The sequence below is a fragment of the Pseudomonas oryzihabitans genome (genome assembly GCF_014522265.1).
In the GTDB taxonomy this organism is placed as follows: domain Bacteria; phylum Pseudomonadota; class Gammaproteobacteria; order Pseudomonadales; family Pseudomonadaceae; genus Chryseomonas; species Chryseomonas aestiva.
The window spans coordinates 594,014-610,713 of sequence record NZ_CP017024.1 but is presented as its reverse complement, the minus strand read 5'-3'; the positions used below and the strand labels follow the sequence as shown (position 1 = coordinate 610,713).

General features: G+C 61.5%; 13 protein-coding genes and 2 tRNA genes. 10 read left to right on the top strand and 5 right to left on the bottom strand.

The annotated features are described in order from the left end of the window. Positions 1-58: 58 nt before the first annotated feature. Positions 59-1,084, bottom strand: coding sequence for an outer membrane protein assembly factor BamD (locus tag BGI51_RS02845; protein ID WP_007160812.1), 1,026 nt, complete (start codon positions 1,082-1,084; stop codon positions 59-61). A 188-nt stretch (positions 1,085-1,272) separates the two neighbouring features. Here BGI51_RS02845 and rluD point away from each other — a divergent pair, with 188 nt between their 5' ends. The 10 genes from rluD to BGI51_RS02795 all read left to right on the top strand — a co-directional run bounded on the left by rluD (position 1,273) and on the right by BGI51_RS02795 (position 12,783). Continuing rightward, on the top strand, positions 1,273-2,232 hold the full coding sequence (rluD, locus tag BGI51_RS02840) for a 23S rRNA pseudouridine(1911/1915/1917) synthase RluD (RefSeq protein ID WP_187980247.1): 960 nt from the start codon (positions 1,273-1,275) through the stop codon (positions 2,230-2,232). Further along, on the top strand, positions 2,229-2,960 hold the full coding sequence (gene pgeF / locus BGI51_RS02835) for a peptidoglycan editing factor PgeF (RefSeq protein ID WP_187980246.1): 732 nt from the start codon (positions 2,229-2,231) through the stop codon (positions 2,958-2,960). The genes rluD and pgeF overlap by 4 nt, the downstream gene beginning before the upstream one ends. Positions 2,961-3,091: 131 nt before the next feature. Then, the gene (clpB, locus tag BGI51_RS02830; RefSeq protein WP_187980245.1) at positions 3,092-5,656 is read left to right on the top strand and encodes an ATP-dependent chaperone ClpB; all 2,565 of its coding nucleotides are present in this window, start codon (positions 3,092-3,094) and stop codon (positions 5,654-5,656) included. 162 nt (positions 5,657-5,818) lie between these two features. Continuing rightward, positions 5,819-5,894: transfer RNA gene (locus BGI51_RS02825), tRNA-Asn, on the top strand. 91 nt (positions 5,895-5,985) lie between these two features. After that, positions 5,986-6,061 (top strand) — tRNA-Lys (locus BGI51_RS02820). Between the two features lie 270 nt (positions 6,062-6,331). Continuing rightward, complete coding sequence (locus BGI51_RS02815; RefSeq protein ID WP_187980244.1) at positions 6,332-6,865, top strand: GspH/FimT family pseudopilin; 534 nt, start codon at positions 6,332-6,334, stop codon at positions 6,863-6,865. Next, on the top strand, positions 6,866-7,459 hold the full coding sequence (gene pilV / locus BGI51_RS02810; protein ID WP_187980243.1) for a type IV pilus modification protein PilV: 594 nt from the start codon (positions 6,866-6,868) through the stop codon (positions 7,457-7,459). It abuts the gene before it with no gap. 1 nt (position 7,460) lies between these two features. Beyond that, positions 7,461-8,258, top strand: coding sequence for a PilW family protein (locus tag BGI51_RS02805; protein WP_187980242.1), 798 nt, complete (start codon positions 7,461-7,463; stop codon positions 8,256-8,258). Positions 8,259-8,290: 32 nt separating this feature from the next. Then, positions 8,291-8,869 (top strand): pilus assembly PilX family protein, encoded by a 579-nt coding sequence (locus BGI51_RS02800; RefSeq protein ID WP_252977196.1) that lies wholly within the window; start codon positions 8,291-8,293, stop codon positions 8,867-8,869. Beyond that, positions 8,866-12,783 (top strand): pilus assembly protein, encoded by a 3,918-nt coding sequence (locus tag BGI51_RS02795; RefSeq protein WP_252977195.1) that lies wholly within the window; start codon positions 8,866-8,868, stop codon positions 12,781-12,783. The genes BGI51_RS02800 and BGI51_RS02795 overlap by 4 nt, the downstream gene beginning before the upstream one ends. A 69-nt stretch (positions 12,784-12,852) precedes the next feature. Here BGI51_RS02795 and cyoE read toward each other — a convergent pair whose 3' ends face one another. The 4 genes from cyoE to cyoB are packed head-to-tail and all read right to left on the bottom strand — an operon-like array spanning position 12,853 to position 16,697. Continuing rightward, positions 12,853-13,740, bottom strand: a complete 888-nt coding sequence (cyoE, locus tag BGI51_RS02790; protein WP_252977194.1) for a heme o synthase — start codon at positions 13,738-13,740, stop codon at positions 12,853-12,855. A gap of 11 nt (positions 13,741-13,751) precedes the next feature. Further along, the gene (gene cyoD / locus BGI51_RS02785; RefSeq protein WP_133861289.1) at positions 13,752-14,090 is read right to left on the bottom strand and encodes a cytochrome o ubiquinol oxidase subunit IV; all 339 of its coding nucleotides are present in this window, start codon (positions 14,088-14,090) and stop codon (positions 13,752-13,754) included. Then, positions 14,090-14,704 (bottom strand): cytochrome o ubiquinol oxidase subunit III, encoded by a 615-nt coding sequence (locus BGI51_RS02780; RefSeq protein WP_133861288.1) that lies wholly within the window; start codon positions 14,702-14,704, stop codon positions 14,090-14,092. Before BGI51_RS02780 ends, cyoD begins: the two co-directional genes overlap by 1 nt. 4 nt (positions 14,705-14,708) lie before the next feature. Continuing rightward, positions 14,709-16,697 (bottom strand): cytochrome o ubiquinol oxidase subunit I, encoded by a 1,989-nt coding sequence (gene cyoB / locus BGI51_RS02775; protein ID WP_158896248.1) that lies wholly within the window; start codon positions 16,695-16,697, stop codon positions 14,709-14,711. Positions 16,698-16,700 lie beyond the last annotated feature (3 nt).

Below are 16,700 nucleotides of genomic sequence, written 5' to 3'. Positions count from 1 at the left end.
TCCGGCGCAATAAAAAAGGGGAAGCCACTGGCTTCCCCTTTTCACGTCCGACGCGGAATCAGTCGAACAGACCAAAGGTCAGGCGGCTGAACCAGGAACGCTTGGCCGGCGCCGGCGTCGCGCCACCGGCCTTCTCGGCCTCGGCCGGGTCGACGATGCGCAGCTCGGGCGCCAGATTGTCACGCTCTTCCTGGTACTTGCGCTGGATGTCCTGGCTGGCGCGGGTCTCGCCGGGCGGCAGCGGATCGCTCGGGCGATCGATCAGGCCCAGGGTCGCACGGGTCAGCCAGGAGCGCTGCTGATCCTTGTCGTCCGGCTCGCGCAGCTGGAATTCGCCATCCTTGAGGCTGACGTTGTCCGGGTAGTTGAGCTTGAGGGTTTCCAGGCTGGTGGCCGCCAGGTCGTTGAGGCCCAGGTGCTTGTAGGCTTCGGTCATGATCGCCAGGCCGTCACCCACGGACGGGGTGCCCTGGAAGTTCTCGACCACGTAGCGACCGCGGTTGGCGGCGGCCACGTAGGCCTTGCGGGTCAGGTAGTAGTGGCCGACGTGCACGTCGTAGGCCGCCAGCAGGTTGCGCAGATAGACCATGCGCGCCTTGGCGTCCGGGGCGTAACGGCTGTTGGGGAAGCGGCTGGTGAACTGGGCGAAGTCGTTGAAGGAGTCGCGCGCCGCGCCCGGATCACGCTTGGTCATGTCCAGCGGCAGGAAGCGCGCCAGCAGGCCGCGATCCTGTTCGAAGGAGGACACGCCCTTCATGTAGTAGGCGTAATCGACGTTGGGGTGCTGCGGATGCAGGCGGATGAAGCGATCCGCCGCCGTGCGCGCCGCTTCCGGCTCGCCGTTCTTGTAGTTGGCGTAGATCAGCTCGAGCTGGGCCTGTTCGGCATAGCGACCGAAGGGATACCGCGACTCCAGGGCCTTCAGCTTGCTGATGGCATCCGTGTAGCTGCTGTTGGAGATATCGCGCTGAGCCTGGGTATAGAGCTCGCCCTCCGGCAGATTTTCCGGAACCTCGGGCGCTTTCGAGGAGCAGGCGGCGGTGAGGACTAGGCTGGTGACCAGCAGCAGGTGCTTCAATTGCATGGCGGCTTGGATTCCCCGAAACGGTCGGCGGTGCAGGGATGAGCGCGGAGAGCACTCACCTAGCCTGTGACGGGGCCGGAACCGTCCTGTTATGATGATCGACCCGGAATGCCGGGGCAAAAAAGTCGCCGTATTTAACCACAGGGTCGGGCCGATTCCAAAAGCCCTGCCATTGCCCGCGCAGATCCATGTCCGAATCCATCGTTCTCAATGCCGAAGTCCCCTACGAACTGGGTGGTCAGCGCCTCGATCAGGTCGCTGCCCAGCTGTTCGCCGAACACTCTCGCTCGCGTCTCGCCGCCTGGATCAAGGACGGCAGCCTGACCGTCGACGGCGCCGTGTTGCGCCCGCGCGACACCGTCCATGGTGGCGCCCAGCTGGCGCTGCGAGCCGAACGCGAGGCCCAGGGCGAATGGGTGGCCCAGGACATCGAGCTGGACATCGTCTACGAAGACGATCACCTGCTGGTGCTCGACAAGCCGGCCGGTCTGGTGGTGCATCCGGCCGCCGGCCATGCCGATGGCACCCTGCTCAATGCCCTGCTGCACCACGTGCCCGGCTTGGAGAGCGTGCCGCGTGCCGGCATCGTCCATCGCCTGGACAAGGACACCACCGGACTCATGGTGGTGGCCAAGACCCTGGAAGCCCATACCCATCTGGTCGCCCAGTTGCAGGCACGCTCGGTGAGCCGCATCTATGAAGCCGTCGTCGCCGGGGTGATCGTCGCCGGCGGCACGGTCAATGCGCCCATCGGTCGTCATTCCCAGCGTCGCCAGCAGATGGCGGTGATCGCCGGCGGCAAGCCCGCTGTCAGTCACTACCGCGTGCTGGAGCGCTTCCGCGCCTATACCCATACCCGGGTCAAGCTGGAAACCGGGCGCACCCACCAGATCCGTGTGCACATGACCCACGTCGGTTTTCCGCTGGTGGGCGATCCGGTCTATGGCGGGCGCTTCAAGATCCCGCCGGCGACCAATCCGACCCTGATCAAGACCCTGCGCGAATTTCCGCGCCAGGCGCTGCACGCGCGCTTCCTCGAACTGGATCATCCGGTGACCGGCGAGCGCCTGCGCTGGGAGTCGCCGCTGCCCGAGGATTTGGTCTGGCTGCTGGATCTGCTGCGCCAGGACCGGGAATCCTTCGAATGATCGGCGCCGACTGGCTGCGGCCGGACTGGCCGGCGCCGGTCGGCGTCCAGGCCTGCGTCACCACCCGTTTGGGTGGGGTCAGTCAGTCGCCTTTCGCCAGCTTCAACCTCGGTAATCACGTCGGTGACGATCCGGCGGCGGTTGCCGAGAATCGTCGACGCCTGGGCGAAGCCCTGGGGTGTCAGCCGGCCTGGCTCGAACAGGTCCATGGTACCGCTGTCGTCGAAGCCGATCCTACGCAGGTGCTGCGTGCCGATGCGGCCTGGACGGCCACGCCCGGTGTAGCGGTGACCATGATGACCGCCGATTGCCTGCCGGCGCTGTTCTGCCGGCGTGACGGCTCCCGCGTCGCGGCGGCCCATGCCGGCTGGCGCGGTCTGGCAGGTGGCGTACTGGAAGCTGCCGCGGCCAGTCTGGAGGTAGCCCCCGCCGAGGTACTGGTCTGGCTGGGCCCGGCCATAGGTCCGGCCAGCTTCGAGGTCGGTGCCGAGGTGCGTGAGGCCTTTGTCGCCCAGCAGGGCGACGCCGAGCGCTGCTTCGTGGCCAGGGGCGGGGACAAGTACCTGGGCGATCTCTATGCCCTGGCTCGTCTGCGTCTCGCCGCTCAGGGCATCACGGCGGTCTATGGTGGCGGCTTCGATACCTTCGCCGATGACCAGCGTTTCTTTTCCTATCGGCGCGCCGCCCGTACCGGGCGCTTCGCCAGCCTGATCTGGATCAAGCCCTAGGTCTTTTTTTGGGATGTCAAGCCTCTCTGGCTTGAATCGTTACGCATCGCCCCTATCTAAAGGTCATTCCCGCGGGTAATCGAAAGCGCCTTACTGTCGCGCTGTCCCGCGTTTCAGATAGGACCTTGCCCATGCGTATAGACCGTTTCACCAGCAAGCTGCAGCTCGCCCTGTCGGATGCCCAGTCCCTGGCCGTCGGCCACGACCATCCGGCCATCGAGCCTCTGCACCTGTTCTCTGCCCTGCTCGAACAGCAGGGCGGTTCCATTTCCCCGCTGCTGCGGCAGGTCGGCTTCGACCTCGCCAGCCTGCGCAAGACCCTTGCCGAAGAGCTGGACAAGCTGCCCAAGATCCAGAATCCCAACGGCGATGTGAATCTTTCCCAGGATCTGGCGCGCCTGCTCAATCAGGCCGATCGCCTGGCCCAGCAGAAGGGTGACCAGTTCATCTCCAGCGAGCTGGTGCTGCTCGCCGCCATGGACGAGAACACCCGCCTCGGCAAGTTGCTGCTGGGGCAGGGCGTCTCGCGCAAGGCGCTGGAGAACGCCATCAACAACCTGCGCGGCGGCGAGGCGGTCAACGACGCCAATGCCGAGGACAGCCGCAAGGCCTTGGACAAGTTCACCGTCGATCTCACCAAGCGTGCCGAGGACGGCAAGCTCGACCCGGTGATCGGCCGGGACGACGAGATCCGCCGCACCATCCAGGTCCTGCAGCGCCGCACCAAGAACAACCCGGTGCTGATCGGCGAACCCGGCGTCGGCAAGACCGCCATCGCCGAGGGCCTTGCCCAGCGCATCATCAATGGTGAAGTACCCGACGGCCTCAAGGACAAGCGCCTGCTGGCGCTGGACATGGGTGCCCTGATCGCCGGCGCCAAGTTCCGCGGTGAATTCGAGGAGCGCCTCAAGGGCGTGCTCAACGAACTGAGCAAGCAGGAAGGCCGCATCATCCTGTTCATCGACGAACTGCACACCATGGTCGGCGCCGGCAAGGCCGAGGGCGCCATGGATGCTGGCAACATGCTCAAGCCGGCCCTGGCCCGTGGTGAGCTGCATTGCGTCGGTGCCACCACCCTCGACGAGTACCGCCAGTACATCGAGAAGGACGCGGCTCTGGAGCGACGCTTCCAGAAGGTGCTGGTGGACGAGCCGAGCGAAGAGGACACCATCGCCATCCTGCGGGGCCTCAAGGAGCGCTACGAGGTGCACCACAAGGTGGCCATCACCGACGGCGCCATCATCGCCGCGGCCAAGCTGTCCCATCGCTACATCACCGACCGCCAGTTGCCGGACAAGGCCATCGACCTGATCGACGAGGCCGCCAGCCGCATCCGCATGGAGATCGACTCCAAGCCGGAGGCCCTGGATCGCCTCGATCGCCGGCTGATCCAGCTCAAGGTGGAACGTCAGGCGCTGAAGAAGGAAGAAGACGAGGCCGCGCGCAAGCGTCTGGAAAAACTCGACGAAGACATTGCCCGCCTCGAACAGGAATACGCCGACCTGGAGGAAATCTGGAAAGCCGAAAAGGCCGAGGTCCAGGATTCCGCCCAGTTGCAGCAGCGCATCGAGCAGGCGCGTACCGAGCTGGAGGCGGCCCGGCGCAAGGGTGACCTCAATCGCATGGCCGAGCTGCAGTACGGCACCATTCCTGATCTGGAGCGCAGTCTGCAGATGGTCGACCAGCACGAGAAGCCGGCCAACCAGCTCTTGCGCAACAAGGTCACCGAAGACGAGATCGCCGAGGTGGTCTCCAAGTGGACCGGCATTCCGGTCAGCAAGATGCTCGAAGGCGAGCGCGACAAGCTGCTGCGCATGGAAGAGGCCCTGCACAACCGGGTGATCGGCCAGGACGAGGCGGTCACCGCCGTGGCCAACGCCGTGCGTCGCTCGCGGGCCGGGTTGTCGGACCCCAACAAGCCCAGCGGTTCCTTCCTCTTCCTCGGCCCGACCGGGGTGGGCAAGACCGAGCTGTGCAAGTCGTTGGCGGAATTCCTCTTTGATACCGAAGACGCCATGGTGCGCATCGACATGTCCGAGTTCATGGAGAAGCACTCCGTGGCTCGCCTGATCGGTGCACCGCCCGGCTACGTCGGCTACGAGGAGGGCGGCTACCTGACCGAGGCCGTACGGCGCAAACCCTATTCGGTGGTCCTGCTCGACGAGGTGGAAAAGGCTCATCCGGATGTGTTCAACATCCTCCTGCAGGTGCTGGACGACGGTCGCCTGACCGACAGCCAGGGACGTACCGTGGACTTCCGCAATGCGGTGATCGTCATGACCTCGAACCTGGGCTCGGCGCAGATCCAGGAGCTGGTGGGCGATCCCGATGCCCAGCGGGCGGCGGTGATGGATGCGGTGGCGGGGCATTTCCGGCCCGAGTTCGTCAACCGTATCGACGAGGTGGTGGTGTTCGAGCCCCTGGGGCGCGAGCAGATCGCCGGTATCGCTGAGATCCAGCTGCAGCAACTGGGTCAGCGCCTGGCCGAGCGCGATCTGCACCTGGAGCTGACCCCGGAGGCCTTGGACAAGCTGGTCGCGGTGGGTTACGACCCGGTCTATGGGGCACGTCCGCTCAAGCGGGCGATCCAGCGCTGGATCGAGAACCCGCTGGCCCAGCGCATCCTGTCCGGTGCCTTCGCGCCGAACAGCCGGATCCAGGGTCGACTGGAGGGCGACGAGATCGTCTTCGCCTAGGAAATGGCCGGGTGATCCCAGGGTCGCCCGGCGTTTCCGATAAATTTGTGAAAAAACAGCAGGCTAGGTGTTGACGTCTGTTTCTACTTCCGTAAAATGGCGCACCTCACTTACGGCAAAGCTCGAAAGGCACTTACGTAAGAGGGGTTGGAAGAGAGAAATTCCGCGATAGCTCAGTCGGTAGAGCAAATGACTGTTAATCATTGGGTCCCTGGTTCGAGTCCAGGTCGCGGAGCCACTTCCATTCTCGGGTATAGCGCAGCCCGGTAGCGCGCCTGCTTTGGGAGCAGGATGTCGGGAGTTCGAATCCCCCTACCCCGACCATATTTGGGTCGTTAGCTCAGTTGGTAGAGCAGTTGGCTTTTAACCAATTGGTCGCAGGTTCGAATCCTGCACGACCCACCATTTTTACCAGAAACCCTCCGTCAGGAGGGTTTTTGCGTTTCTGGGACATTATTTTCTCAGCGCCAGGCTGAGCGTCATCCCGAAATCTTTCTGCTTCCCGTATTCCGCCTTGCCATCCTCGGCTCATCACGCTGTGCTCTATTTCGCTCATCTCCGGTGAACACCTTTATCCGGGTAGCTTTCCTCGCAAATAGAAGCGATAGCCGGTCATAGCGGCTGCCTGAGCCCTTACTACTATCAGGTGAAGTAACGAGCTTTCAGGCGGTGGGAATGCAGTCGAAACGCCTCTCGGGTTTCACGCTCATCGAGGTCCTGGTCGTCATCGCGCTGCTGGGCATCGTCACGGCGCTAGCGGCGCCTGGCTTCGCGAACCTGGTGCAAAGCAACCGCGTCCAGGCGGCAGCCGGGGAGTTGCAGCGCGCGCTCTATTACGCGCGCAGTGAAGCCATGAGCCGGGGAGTGAACGTCGTGATCACCACCGAGCCGGAAGATACCAATGGCTGGATGGGCGCGCTGAAAATCACCACAGCCAAGACCGTGGTGCTGCCCAATGCCGAAGTCCTGCGGCAATACAGTGGCGGGCTGGGAAATGGCGTCAACGGGACGGGTTTCATCGGCGGTGCTCCCCTTACCAGTCTGACTTTCCAGCCCAATGGCAGTCTGAAACTCAGCGGCGAAGCCACCATTCGCGTCTGCGCCACCAATGCGCTCACCCAGGGCAAGCAATTCACCCTCAACCAGGGTGGGGTGCTGACGGTAATCGACTACACGCCTAACCGTGCCAGCGTCGTGGGGTGCACCTAGATGAAGCGCCGCAAAGGTGGGTTCAGCATGATCGAGGTGCTGGTCAGTCTGGTGATCATCTGCATCGGCGTGCTGGGCATGGTCGCCCTGCAGACGCGTAGCGTGGCGTTGTCCCAGGATTCGGTGCAACGCAGCAACGCCATGGTGCTGGCCAACGAGCTGCTTGAACTGATGCGCAGCAACCGCGACCAGGTGGTGGCCAGTGACAAGGTCAAGATCGACGGGGCCTACATCAAGCAGCCCGGCACCAACTTTCGCACCAAGGCACTCGATGCCGGCAAGACCTGTTTGACCCGGGATCGCTCTGCGGGCGGCGAGACGGTAGCGGGTCAGGATCTGGTTTGCTGGTTGAATCAGGCAAAGGCGCTGCTACCCGTGACGGACGCCTTGATCGCCAGCAGTTTCGCAGTGTGTCCAGCGTCCAAGGTACCTCTCTTGCCAGCAAGTCCCACGGATCCAGGGATACCGCTGACTGTCTGCGAAAACACCGCACGAGCAACGGTGATGGTAGTAATCGCCTGGCAAGACGTTAGTAATGATCAACTGAATTGCCCAGCTGGTATCTGTTACTACGCTCTACGCTCGGAGTTATGACATGAGCATTAGACTTTTTGCGCGTAGCCGGCACCAGGGCTTTTCACTCATCGAAATGATGATCGCCCTGACCGTGGGCACCTTTCTGGTGCTGGGCGTTTCGCAGATCTATATCAACAACAAGCGCAGCTTTCTCTTCCAGCAGGGCCAGACCGGCAATCGCAACAACGCCCAGCTGATCTTCCAGGTACTCGATCGGCAACTCGCGCGCACCGGCTTCCGCGCCGACATCCGCTATCAGGGCAATTTGGAGGCAGCCTTTCCCAGGGTTGACTCCAAGGAAGATCCAGTCGATGGCATCAAATGCCCTGTCTTTGACCCTGGCGTCACCATTGGCGCGACTACGGACAGCGTCGAGGCGCCTACCGGGGTATGCATTCGCTATCAGGGGGCGTTGGACGGCAAGGACTTGGATTGCCTGGGCAATGTCATTCCCCGGGTGAATCTCAACACCGGCGGTAATGTCCTGATAAAGCTGCGATATATGGCAAGCGACATTCCAGGCGATGGCACTCTGAGATGCACGGTCTGGAGCGAGCGAGATGGCACTCTAACCCCAAAAGGTAGCGAGGTGCTGGTGCAGGGGTTGCAGGACTTTCGCTGGTCCATTCCACCCAAGGCGGATGCGCCCGCGGTGCGTTATGCGGCGCTACTCAACACCCGCGAGGCGCTACCCAGTGACGTGGCCAGCAATGCGGCTGCCAACTGGCAAACCCTTACCGGACTGCAGATCGCGGACGCCAGTCGACCTATGCAGATCCTGCAGAGTACCGTCACCCTCAGGAATCTCGCGCTATGACTTCCGTCAGTGTCAGTCAGCGCGGTGCGACCTTGCTGATCGCCCTGGTAATGTTATTACTGCTGTCGCTGCTGGCCGCCTCCAGCATGCGTCAGACCTTGCTGCAGGCCCGCAGCGGCGGCGCCGCCCTGGAAAACACCCAGGCCTTCAATGCCGCGGAGGCCGCCCTGCGCGAGGGGGAGCGGCGGTTGATGGCCCTCAGCCAGGAGCCAGCCTTTACCGCCTTCAGCGCAGGTTTCGCTAGCTGCCTGGATAGCGTGCCTACCTTGAACGAGGCGTTCGCCGAAACTCCTAGCGGTGACCTCTGCATCTTGACCAAGGCCAGCGATCTCGATAATAGCGCCCTGACCCAGACCTGGGCTGTCGCGGCGCTGCAGTCGAATCAGGATGATCCCCGGGCGCCTACGGCTCGTACGGTCGCCTATCGCGGCTCAGATGGCAGCGCTTCCTTCGCCCAGACACCCCGTTGGGTAGTGACGGCCATCGGCAGCAGCTCGGTCGATGTCTCGGCGCCAGTCACCAATCTGTTTCGGGTGACGGCCGTGGCTCAAGACAGGGGCAGGCGCTTCCCGGTGATACTGCAAAGCGTCGTCTTGCTGGAGGTGCCATGAGTCGAGTCGTACTGGGAGTCGTCGCTCTGATGGCTGTGGTGGGTGTAGACCGCATCCAGGCCACGGCTTTGAATCTCAGTCAGCAGCCCCTGTTCCTTACCAACAGCGTGGGCCCCAATCTGTTCGTGACCCTGGATAACTCCACCAGCATGCAGATGGCGGTGGTGCCGGATGCGTCCAATACCGATGCCATCCGCCCGACGCGGCGTGCCAAGTCTGCAGCCTTTAACAGCCTCTACTACAACCCGGCAATCACTTATCCCGCGCCCTATACCGTGAGCTACAGCGATACGAGTGGCTTGACCCGTACGCGCCTTACTACCAGCTTCACTAGTGCCTACGTTAATGGCTATCGCCCCGGCTTGGGCAGCGTCAATCTGGCCACCGATTACCGGGTAAGTTGGAGTTACAACCCTAATCTGGTCACCACCGATCCCAATGTGGCCCGGGGCAACGCATACGGCAATCCAGGGTTGCAGAACAATAGTCCGAGCATGTTGGCCGAAAATCCTTCCCAGGATTTTTTCAGTAGCGGCACCTACCGTGGCACCAGTTCGACCTATGGCACCCTCACGCTGCTCAACATTCTGCTGGGGGCTGGCTTTACCGAGAGCGTCAATGGTGCCCAGGTCAGTATCAGCGATGCTTCTTTGCTGCAGCGCTTGCTGACCGGGGCGGCGCTTAATGGTAGTTGTAGCGCGAGCATCGCCAATACGCCGGCTGTTACCTACAGCAACGTTACCTGTACTCGCAACGTGAACTATGGGCTGCTCGGGGTAATTTCTTCAGTCAACTATACGGTCACGGCCAACACCAATGTCTCTGCTGCCATTACCGGCGCACAGGCCTATTACTATCTCTACGATACGACGCTTAGTACCTGTCTTCCCGCCGCCCTGCAGTCCGATGGCTGCTACCGGCGGGTACTGGTCAGCCCCGCATCCGGTCCCAATGGCACGGACGAGCGACAGAACTTCGCCAACTGGTATTCCTTCTATCGCAGCCGTGCCTTGGCTGCCCAAACGGCGACCAATCTGGCCTTGGCAGATGCTTCGGAAAATATTCGGCTCGGTTGGCAGGCGCTGGGTACCAACGACAGCTGCATCCTGGTGACGGCCAATGCCAACTGTCGCGGCATAGGCAACTCGAGTCCAGCGGCCTACGACAATCGCCTGCGGCCCTTCACTGGCGCGCACCGGGCGGCTTTCTTCACCTGGCTGGGCGATGTCTACTACAACCAGAGCACGCCCCTGCTCCAGGCGGTTGCCCGGGTCGGCGAACTACTTAAGACCACGGGCAGTGAAAGTCCCTATGCCTCTCAGCCAGGTAGTAGCGAAGCACCAGTCTATGGATGTCGTGCCAGCTACAGTCTGGTGGTGACCGATGGTATCTGGAACTCTGCGCTGAATTCCGGCAACGTCGACGGTACCGCCGCAACCCTCCCGGACGGCCAGCAGTACTCCCTCCAGGCGCCGTTCCAGGACGGTACACCCAGCACTCTTGCAGATCTGGCCTTTCTCTACTGGCGTACCGATGCCCAGCCCAACCTGGACAACAAGGTGTCTCCCTACAATACGGTCAGCACCGGCGAGATCCAGGGCGCCCGAACGCTGCCCCCTTACTGGAATCCGCGTAACGATCCGGCGACCTGGCAGCATCTCACCGGCTTCTACGTCGGCATCGGGCTGAGCAGTGCCCTGGTCAATCCGGCCTGGGGTGGCGATACCTTCTCTGGTGGCTATGCAGGATTGACAGCAGGCACCACGGCCTGGCCAGTGGCCGGGGCGGACAACTCGGTCAATCAGAACAACGTCTATGATCTCTGGCACGCCGCGATCAACTCGCGGGGTGAGTTCTTTAGCGCCGAGAACGCCAGCGACCTGATCACTTCCCTTGGCAAGGTCGTCACGCGCATTACCCAGTCCACCAGCGTCGGGGCTAGCCAGACCGTTTCTCCTACCCGAGTAGGAAACACCACTGCGCTTTTTTCCTATGTCCCATCCTTTTCCAGTACCGACTGGAGCGGGGACGTCATCAAGTACCAGCGCACCGCCGCCACCCGGACTCGGATATGGAGCGCCGCTCAGCAGCTAAATACCCGTTTCCCCCCTGGCAACACCGCCTTTGCGACCCGCAAGATCTACATGGCCAAGGGCGGCGTCCGGGCCGATTTTACCTGGGAGAATCTGACTGCCGATCAACAACTCGTGCTTAATAGGACCTCGAGCGGCGCCACTGACACCTACGGCAGTCGCCGGGTGGATTATCTGCGCGGGGATCGCAGCCTGGAAACGCCCGGAGCCAAGCCGTCCTTGCGCCCGCGTAGCCAGATCCTCGGTGACATCGTGAATTCCTCACCGGTGGTGGTGGCCGCTCCCAACAGTCCCATCGCCCTGATGAACGCGATGGTAGGCAACAATACCTACGCGACCTTCCGCGCTTCCAATGCGTCCCGGGCACGACGCATCTATGTAGGGGCCAACGACGGCATGCTGCATGCTTTCGATGACCAGGGGCAGGAAGTCTTTGCCTTCGTCCCCAGCGCCGTCATGGCCAATCTCCCGCGGCTGACTGAGCGCAGTTACAACGGTGGTGGCCATCAGTCCTACGTTGACAACACGCCGGTGGTGGGGGACGTCTATTTCGACAGCGCCTGGCATACTGTGCTGATCGGCACGCTGCGTGGAGGGGGGCGGGGTATCTTCGCCCTGGACATCACCAATCCCGACGCGCCGAAATTGCTCTGGGAAAAATCAGCTGCGGATGCCGACTACAAGAACCTGGGCTTCACCTATGGTCAGCCCGTGATTACTCGGCTGCACACGGGAAGCTGGGGCGTGGTAGTCAGCAACGGCTACAACAGTGATCAAGACAACGCGGTGCTGTACGTGATGAACGTGGCTAATGGCAGCCTGGTGAAGGCCTTGCCTGTCAGTGATGGCCAGGCCACTCCCAACGGTCTGAGTTCGCCCTTCGTCGCCGATGTCGATGGCGACTTAGTCGGCGACTATGCGTACGCAGGTGATCTGCGGGGCAATCTCTGGCGCTTCGACTTGATCGGTAGCTCGCTAACCACTTCTGCCTTGCCAAATGAATTGCGGGTGGCCTTCGGCAATCGCCCGCTGTACACCGCCGAGGCTAGCAGTGTCGCACGCGGTCTCACCAATTTGGCACAGCCAATCACCGCAAGTCCTTTGGTGATCGCCCATCCCAGTGGAACAGGGCATCTGGTGATCTTTGGCACCGGCAAGTACCTCGAAGCCAACGATGCCATCGCCAATCCCGGCAAGGCCATGACCCTCTATGGCATCTGGGATCGCCAGACCGACGGCTCGGCAGCTGGCAGTACCCCAGCGCTGACCACTGCCAATCTGCAGCAACAGACCCTGGGCAACGATCAGCGCATCAGTTACACCAGCTCTGCCGGATCCAGCGTCAGCAGCACGGCGAATACAGTCTCGATGACTTCGGTGAGCTATGACTCCATCACCGCTGTTAATGGCAAGCAGGGTTGGTACCTCAATCTGCCGCTGAATGGCGAGCTGGTGGTCAACGAGCCTCAGCTGTTCAGAGGCACGCTGTTGATGAGTTCACTGATACCCAGTACTGACATCTGTACCAGCGGGGTCACTACTTATCTCTATGCCTTAAACCCTTACACGGGTGGCAACAATAGCGGTCTGTTTGATCTGGGTTCAGATACGGTTTATGGACGTATTCAGCTGGATGGTTTGCTAGGGGGTATCGTGCCGTTTCTCTACAGAAACGAAGGTAGCAGTATAGGTGGGACCTACGCAGACCTTTCCACATATGGATCTTCCTGCGTCGGTACTGAGTGTGGTGATAAGTCTTTGTTTATACCGCCCCAACCCAGCCGCCGTCAGACCTGGCGCGTCATCACCAACCAGGACTAGTGGAGGTGCTTTCACCCAGGCATGAAAAAGCCCGGCACCAGGCCGGGCTTTTTCATGGAGCGGGGCGTCTCAGCGCGCGTAGGTCAGCAGCACGTCACCCGGGATCTGGAAGTCCACCGACATCATGACGCTCAGGGCGGTGATGGCGATGATGGAGAACCCGAACAGCTTGCGTGCCCATTGCACGTCGTTCTCGGCCTGATAGCCCATGAAGGCCAGGCGCAGCCACCAGGCGCCGATCACGGCGGCCACTGCCAGATAGACGTAGCCGGCATAGCCGAGCACGGTCAGCAGCAGGGTGGCGGCCATGAAGGCCACGGTGTACCAGACGATGTGACGCTTGGTCACCGCGATACCCTTGGCTACCGGCAGTACCGGAATCGAGGCCGCGGTGTAGTCCTTGAGACGGAAGATGGCGATGGCATAGGAGTGCGGCATCTGCCAGAGGCAGAAGATCAGCAGCAGTACCGCAGCGCCACTGTCGAACTGGCCGCTGGCGGCGCAGTAGCCGATCACCGGCGGTGCGGCACCGGACAGGCTGCCGACCAGGGTGCCGTATACCGAGGTGCGCTTCAGCCAGAGGCTGTAGAGCCCTACATACACCACGAAACCCATCACCGCGAAGGCGGTGGCGACCAGATTGGTCGCCCCGTACAGCAGCCCCACCCCGGCCAGGCCGAGGAGGGCGGCATAGGCCAGCGCCACCTTCGAGGAGATCGTGCCCTGGACCAGGGCGCGATTGCAGGTTCTTTCCATCTTCTGATCGATGTCCCTATCGATCACGTTGTTGAACACGCAGCCGGAAGCAATGACCAACGACACCCCGATCGCCGTCGCCAGCAGCAACAGCGGGTCGATGCTCCCTTTGGACGCCAGGAAGAACCCGCCGGCAACCGAGATCAGGTTGCCGAAGATGATGCCCGGCTTCGTCACGAGAAGGTACTTCTTGATCATCACGTCGGCCCGGTTCAGTGGATCATCATGTTGTTGTGCATGTGGTACATGATCCACAGGGATCCCACGACCACGATACCGACGATGACCACGGTGAAACCAAAGGAGATCACGTTCCAACGCTGCTCTTCGGAGGTGTTCAGGTGCAGGAAGAAGTACAGGTGCACCAGCAGCTGTACCACCGCCATGATCACCACGATCGCCAGGGTCGCGCCCTTGGAGAAGGTGGGGAACATCACCAGACCGAAGGGAATGACCGTCAGGATGACCGACAGGATGAAGCCGACCATGTAGCTCTTGAAAGTGCCATGGCTCTCGGCGGTGTGCCCGTGGGCGTTATGATCGTGCGCCATTACAGAACCCCCATCAGATAGACGATGGTGAAGACGAAGATCCAGATGATGTCCAGGAAGTGCCAGAACAGGCTCAGGCACGACAGGCGGGTCACGTTGGTGGTGGTCAGGCCCTTGGAAGCGACCTGCAGCATCAGCACGATCATCCAGATCAGACCCGAGCTCACGTGCAGACCGTGGGTACCGACCAGCGCGAAGAACGACGACAGGAAGGCACTGCGATCCGGGCCGTAGCCCTCTTCGATCAGGTGATGGAACTCATAGACTTCCATGCCGATGAAGCCGGCACCGAACAGCCAGGTGACCGCCAGCCAGCCCAGAACGCCACCCTTGCTGCCATGGTGCTGAGCAATCATGGCGAAGCCGTAGGTGATACTGGAGAACAGCAGCAGGAAGGTTTCGACCAGGACGAACGACAGTTCGAAGATGTCCTTCTGGGAGGGGCCATCGGCATGGGCCCCGCTCAGGACTGCATAGGTCGCAAACAGCGTCCCGAACAGAATGCAGTCGGTCATCAGGTAGGACCAGAAGCCGAATGTCTTCATCGATCCGGCGTCGTGGTGCCCATGCTCCTCGGCATGGGCGACTTCGTTATGCATAACTTGATTCGCCATTGGATTAGGCCTGCTTGAATTTCGCCAGGGACTGAATGCGCGCGGTTTCGATTCGCGCCACTTCTTCCGCCGGTACGTAGTAGTCGACATCGTCGTCGTAGCTGCGGACGACCGCACTGACGATGCAACCCACGAAGCTGGCGATGGCCAGCCACCAGATGTGCCAGATCAGGGCGAAGCCGAGGATCAGAGCGAAGAAGCTGATCACGATGCCGGCAGCGGTGTTGCGCGGCATGTGGATCTTCTTGTAGTCCGCATCCTTCTTCTCGGTGATGCCTTTTTCCTTCATGCCCCAGTAGGCGTCGATGTCGTGCACTTCCGGCACTTCAGCGAAGTTGTAGAAGGGCGGCGGCGACGAGGTCGACCATTCCAGGGTACGGCCATCCCACGGATCGCCCGTCACGTCCACGTTTTCCGGCAGATTGCGGTCGCGGATACTGACGTAGAACATCCACAGCTGGCTGAGGATGCCCAAGGCGATGATGCCGGCGCCAATGGCGGCGGTCACCAGGAAGGGGTGCCAGTCAGGGTTGTCGTAGTGGTTCAGACGACGGGTCATGCCCATGAAGCCCAGCATGTAAAGCGGCATGAAGGCGACGTAGAAACCGATCAGCCAACACCAGAAGGCCTGCTTGTTCAGCTTCTCGTTCAGCTTGAAGCCGAACACCTTCGGGAACCAGTAGATCATGCCGGCGAAGTAGCCGAACACGGCGCCGCCGATGATCACGTTGTGGAAGTGGGCGATCAGGAACAGGCTGTTGTGCAGCACGAAGTCCGCACCCGGTACCGCCAGCAGTACGCCGGTCATGCCGCCGATGCTGAAGGTCACGATGAAGCCCAGGGTCCAGAGCATCGGCGAGGTGAACTGGATACGACCCTGGTACATGGTGAACAGCCAGGTGAAGATCTTCACCCCTGTCGGGATCGCAATGATCATCGTCGCGATGCCGAAGAAGGCGTTGACGTTACCGCCCGAACCCATGGTGAAGAAGTGGTGCAGCCAGACGATGAAGGACAGCACGGTAATGGCTACCGTCGCCCAGACCATCGATACATAGCCAAACAGACGCTTCTTGCTGAAGGTGGAGGTCACTTCCGAGAACACGCCGAAGGCCGGCAGGATCAGGATGTATACCTCGGGGTGGCCCCAGGCCCAGATCAGGTTGGTGTACATCATCTGGTTGCCACCGGCTTCCGCGGTGAAGAAGTGGAAGCCCAGGTAACGGTCCAAGGTCAGCAGTGCCAGGGTCACGGTCAGGATCGGGAAGGCCGCCATGATCAGAATGGCAGTACACCACGAGGTCCAGGTGAAGATCGGCATGCGCATCAGGGTCATGCCCTTGGTACGCATCTTCAGCACGGTCACGAAGAAGTTGACGCCGGTCAGGGTCGTCCCGATACCGGAAAGCTGAAGGGCCCAGATGTAGTAGTCCATCCCTACGCCTGGACTGTACTTGATGCCTGACAGCGGCGGATAGGCCACCCAGCCGGTCGCGGCGAATTCGCCCACGAACAGCGACATCATGATCAGCACGGCGCCGGCCACGAACAGCCAGAAGCTCAGTGAGTTTAGGAAGGGGAAGGCCACGTCGCGGGCACCGATCTGCAGCGGTGTCACCACATTCATCAGGCCGGCCACGAACGGCATCGCCACGAAGAAGATCATGATCACGCCGTGGGCGGTGAAGATCTGGTCGTAGTGGTGCGGTGGCAGGTAGCCCTCGGCGCCGCCAGAGGCGATGGCCTGCTGGCTACGCATCAGGATGGCGTCGGAGAAGCCACGGAGCAGCATGACCAGCGCGACGATGAAGTACATCACGCCGATCTTCTTGTGGTCGACGGTGGTCAGCCACTCTTTCCAGAGATAGCCCCACTTGCCGAAGTAGCTGAGCGCCCCGATGAGTCCAAGGCCGCCCAGGGCGACCACAACGAACGTCACGAGAATGATCGGCTCGTGATACGGAATATCCGCCAGAGTTAATTTACCGAACATAAC

Excerpts from the sequence above, each read along its gene's own strand:
- BGI51_RS02845 (WP_007160812.1), bottom strand. The coding sequence starts at position 1,084 with ATGCAATTGAAGCACCTGCTGCTGGTCACCAGCCTAGTCCTCACCGCC.
- rluD (WP_187980247.1), top strand. The coding sequence starts at position 1,273 with ATGTCCGAATCCATCGTTCTCAATGCCGAAGTCCCCTACGAACTGGGT.
- pgeF (WP_187980246.1), top strand. The coding sequence starts at position 2,229 with ATGATCGGCGCCGACTGGCTGCGGCCGGACTGGCCGGCGCCGGTCGGC.
- clpB (WP_187980245.1), top strand. The coding sequence starts at position 3,092 with ATGCGTATAGACCGTTTCACCAGCAAGCTGCAGCTCGCCCTGTCGGAT.
- BGI51_RS02815 (WP_187980244.1), top strand. The coding sequence starts at position 6,332 with ATGCAGTCGAAACGCCTCTCGGGTTTCACGCTCATCGAGGTCCTGGTC.
- pilV (WP_187980243.1), top strand. The coding sequence starts at position 6,866 with ATGAAGCGCCGCAAAGGTGGGTTCAGCATGATCGAGGTGCTGGTCAGT.
- BGI51_RS02805 (WP_187980242.1), top strand. The coding sequence starts at position 7,461 with ATGAGCATTAGACTTTTTGCGCGTAGCCGGCACCAGGGCTTTTCACTC.
- BGI51_RS02795 (WP_252977195.1), top strand. The coding sequence starts at position 8,866 with ATGAGTCGAGTCGTACTGGGAGTCGTCGCTCTGATGGCTGTGGTGGGT.
- cyoD (WP_133861289.1), bottom strand. The coding sequence starts at position 14,090 with ATGGCGCACGATCATAACGCCCACGGGCACACCGCCGAGAGCCATGGC.
- BGI51_RS02780 (WP_133861288.1), bottom strand. The coding sequence starts at position 14,704 with ATGGCGAATCAAGTTATGCATAACGAAGTCGCCCATGCCGAGGAGCAT.
- cyoB (WP_158896248.1), bottom strand. The coding sequence starts at position 16,697 with ATGTTCGGTAAATTAACTCTGGCGGATATTCCGTATCACGAGCCGATC.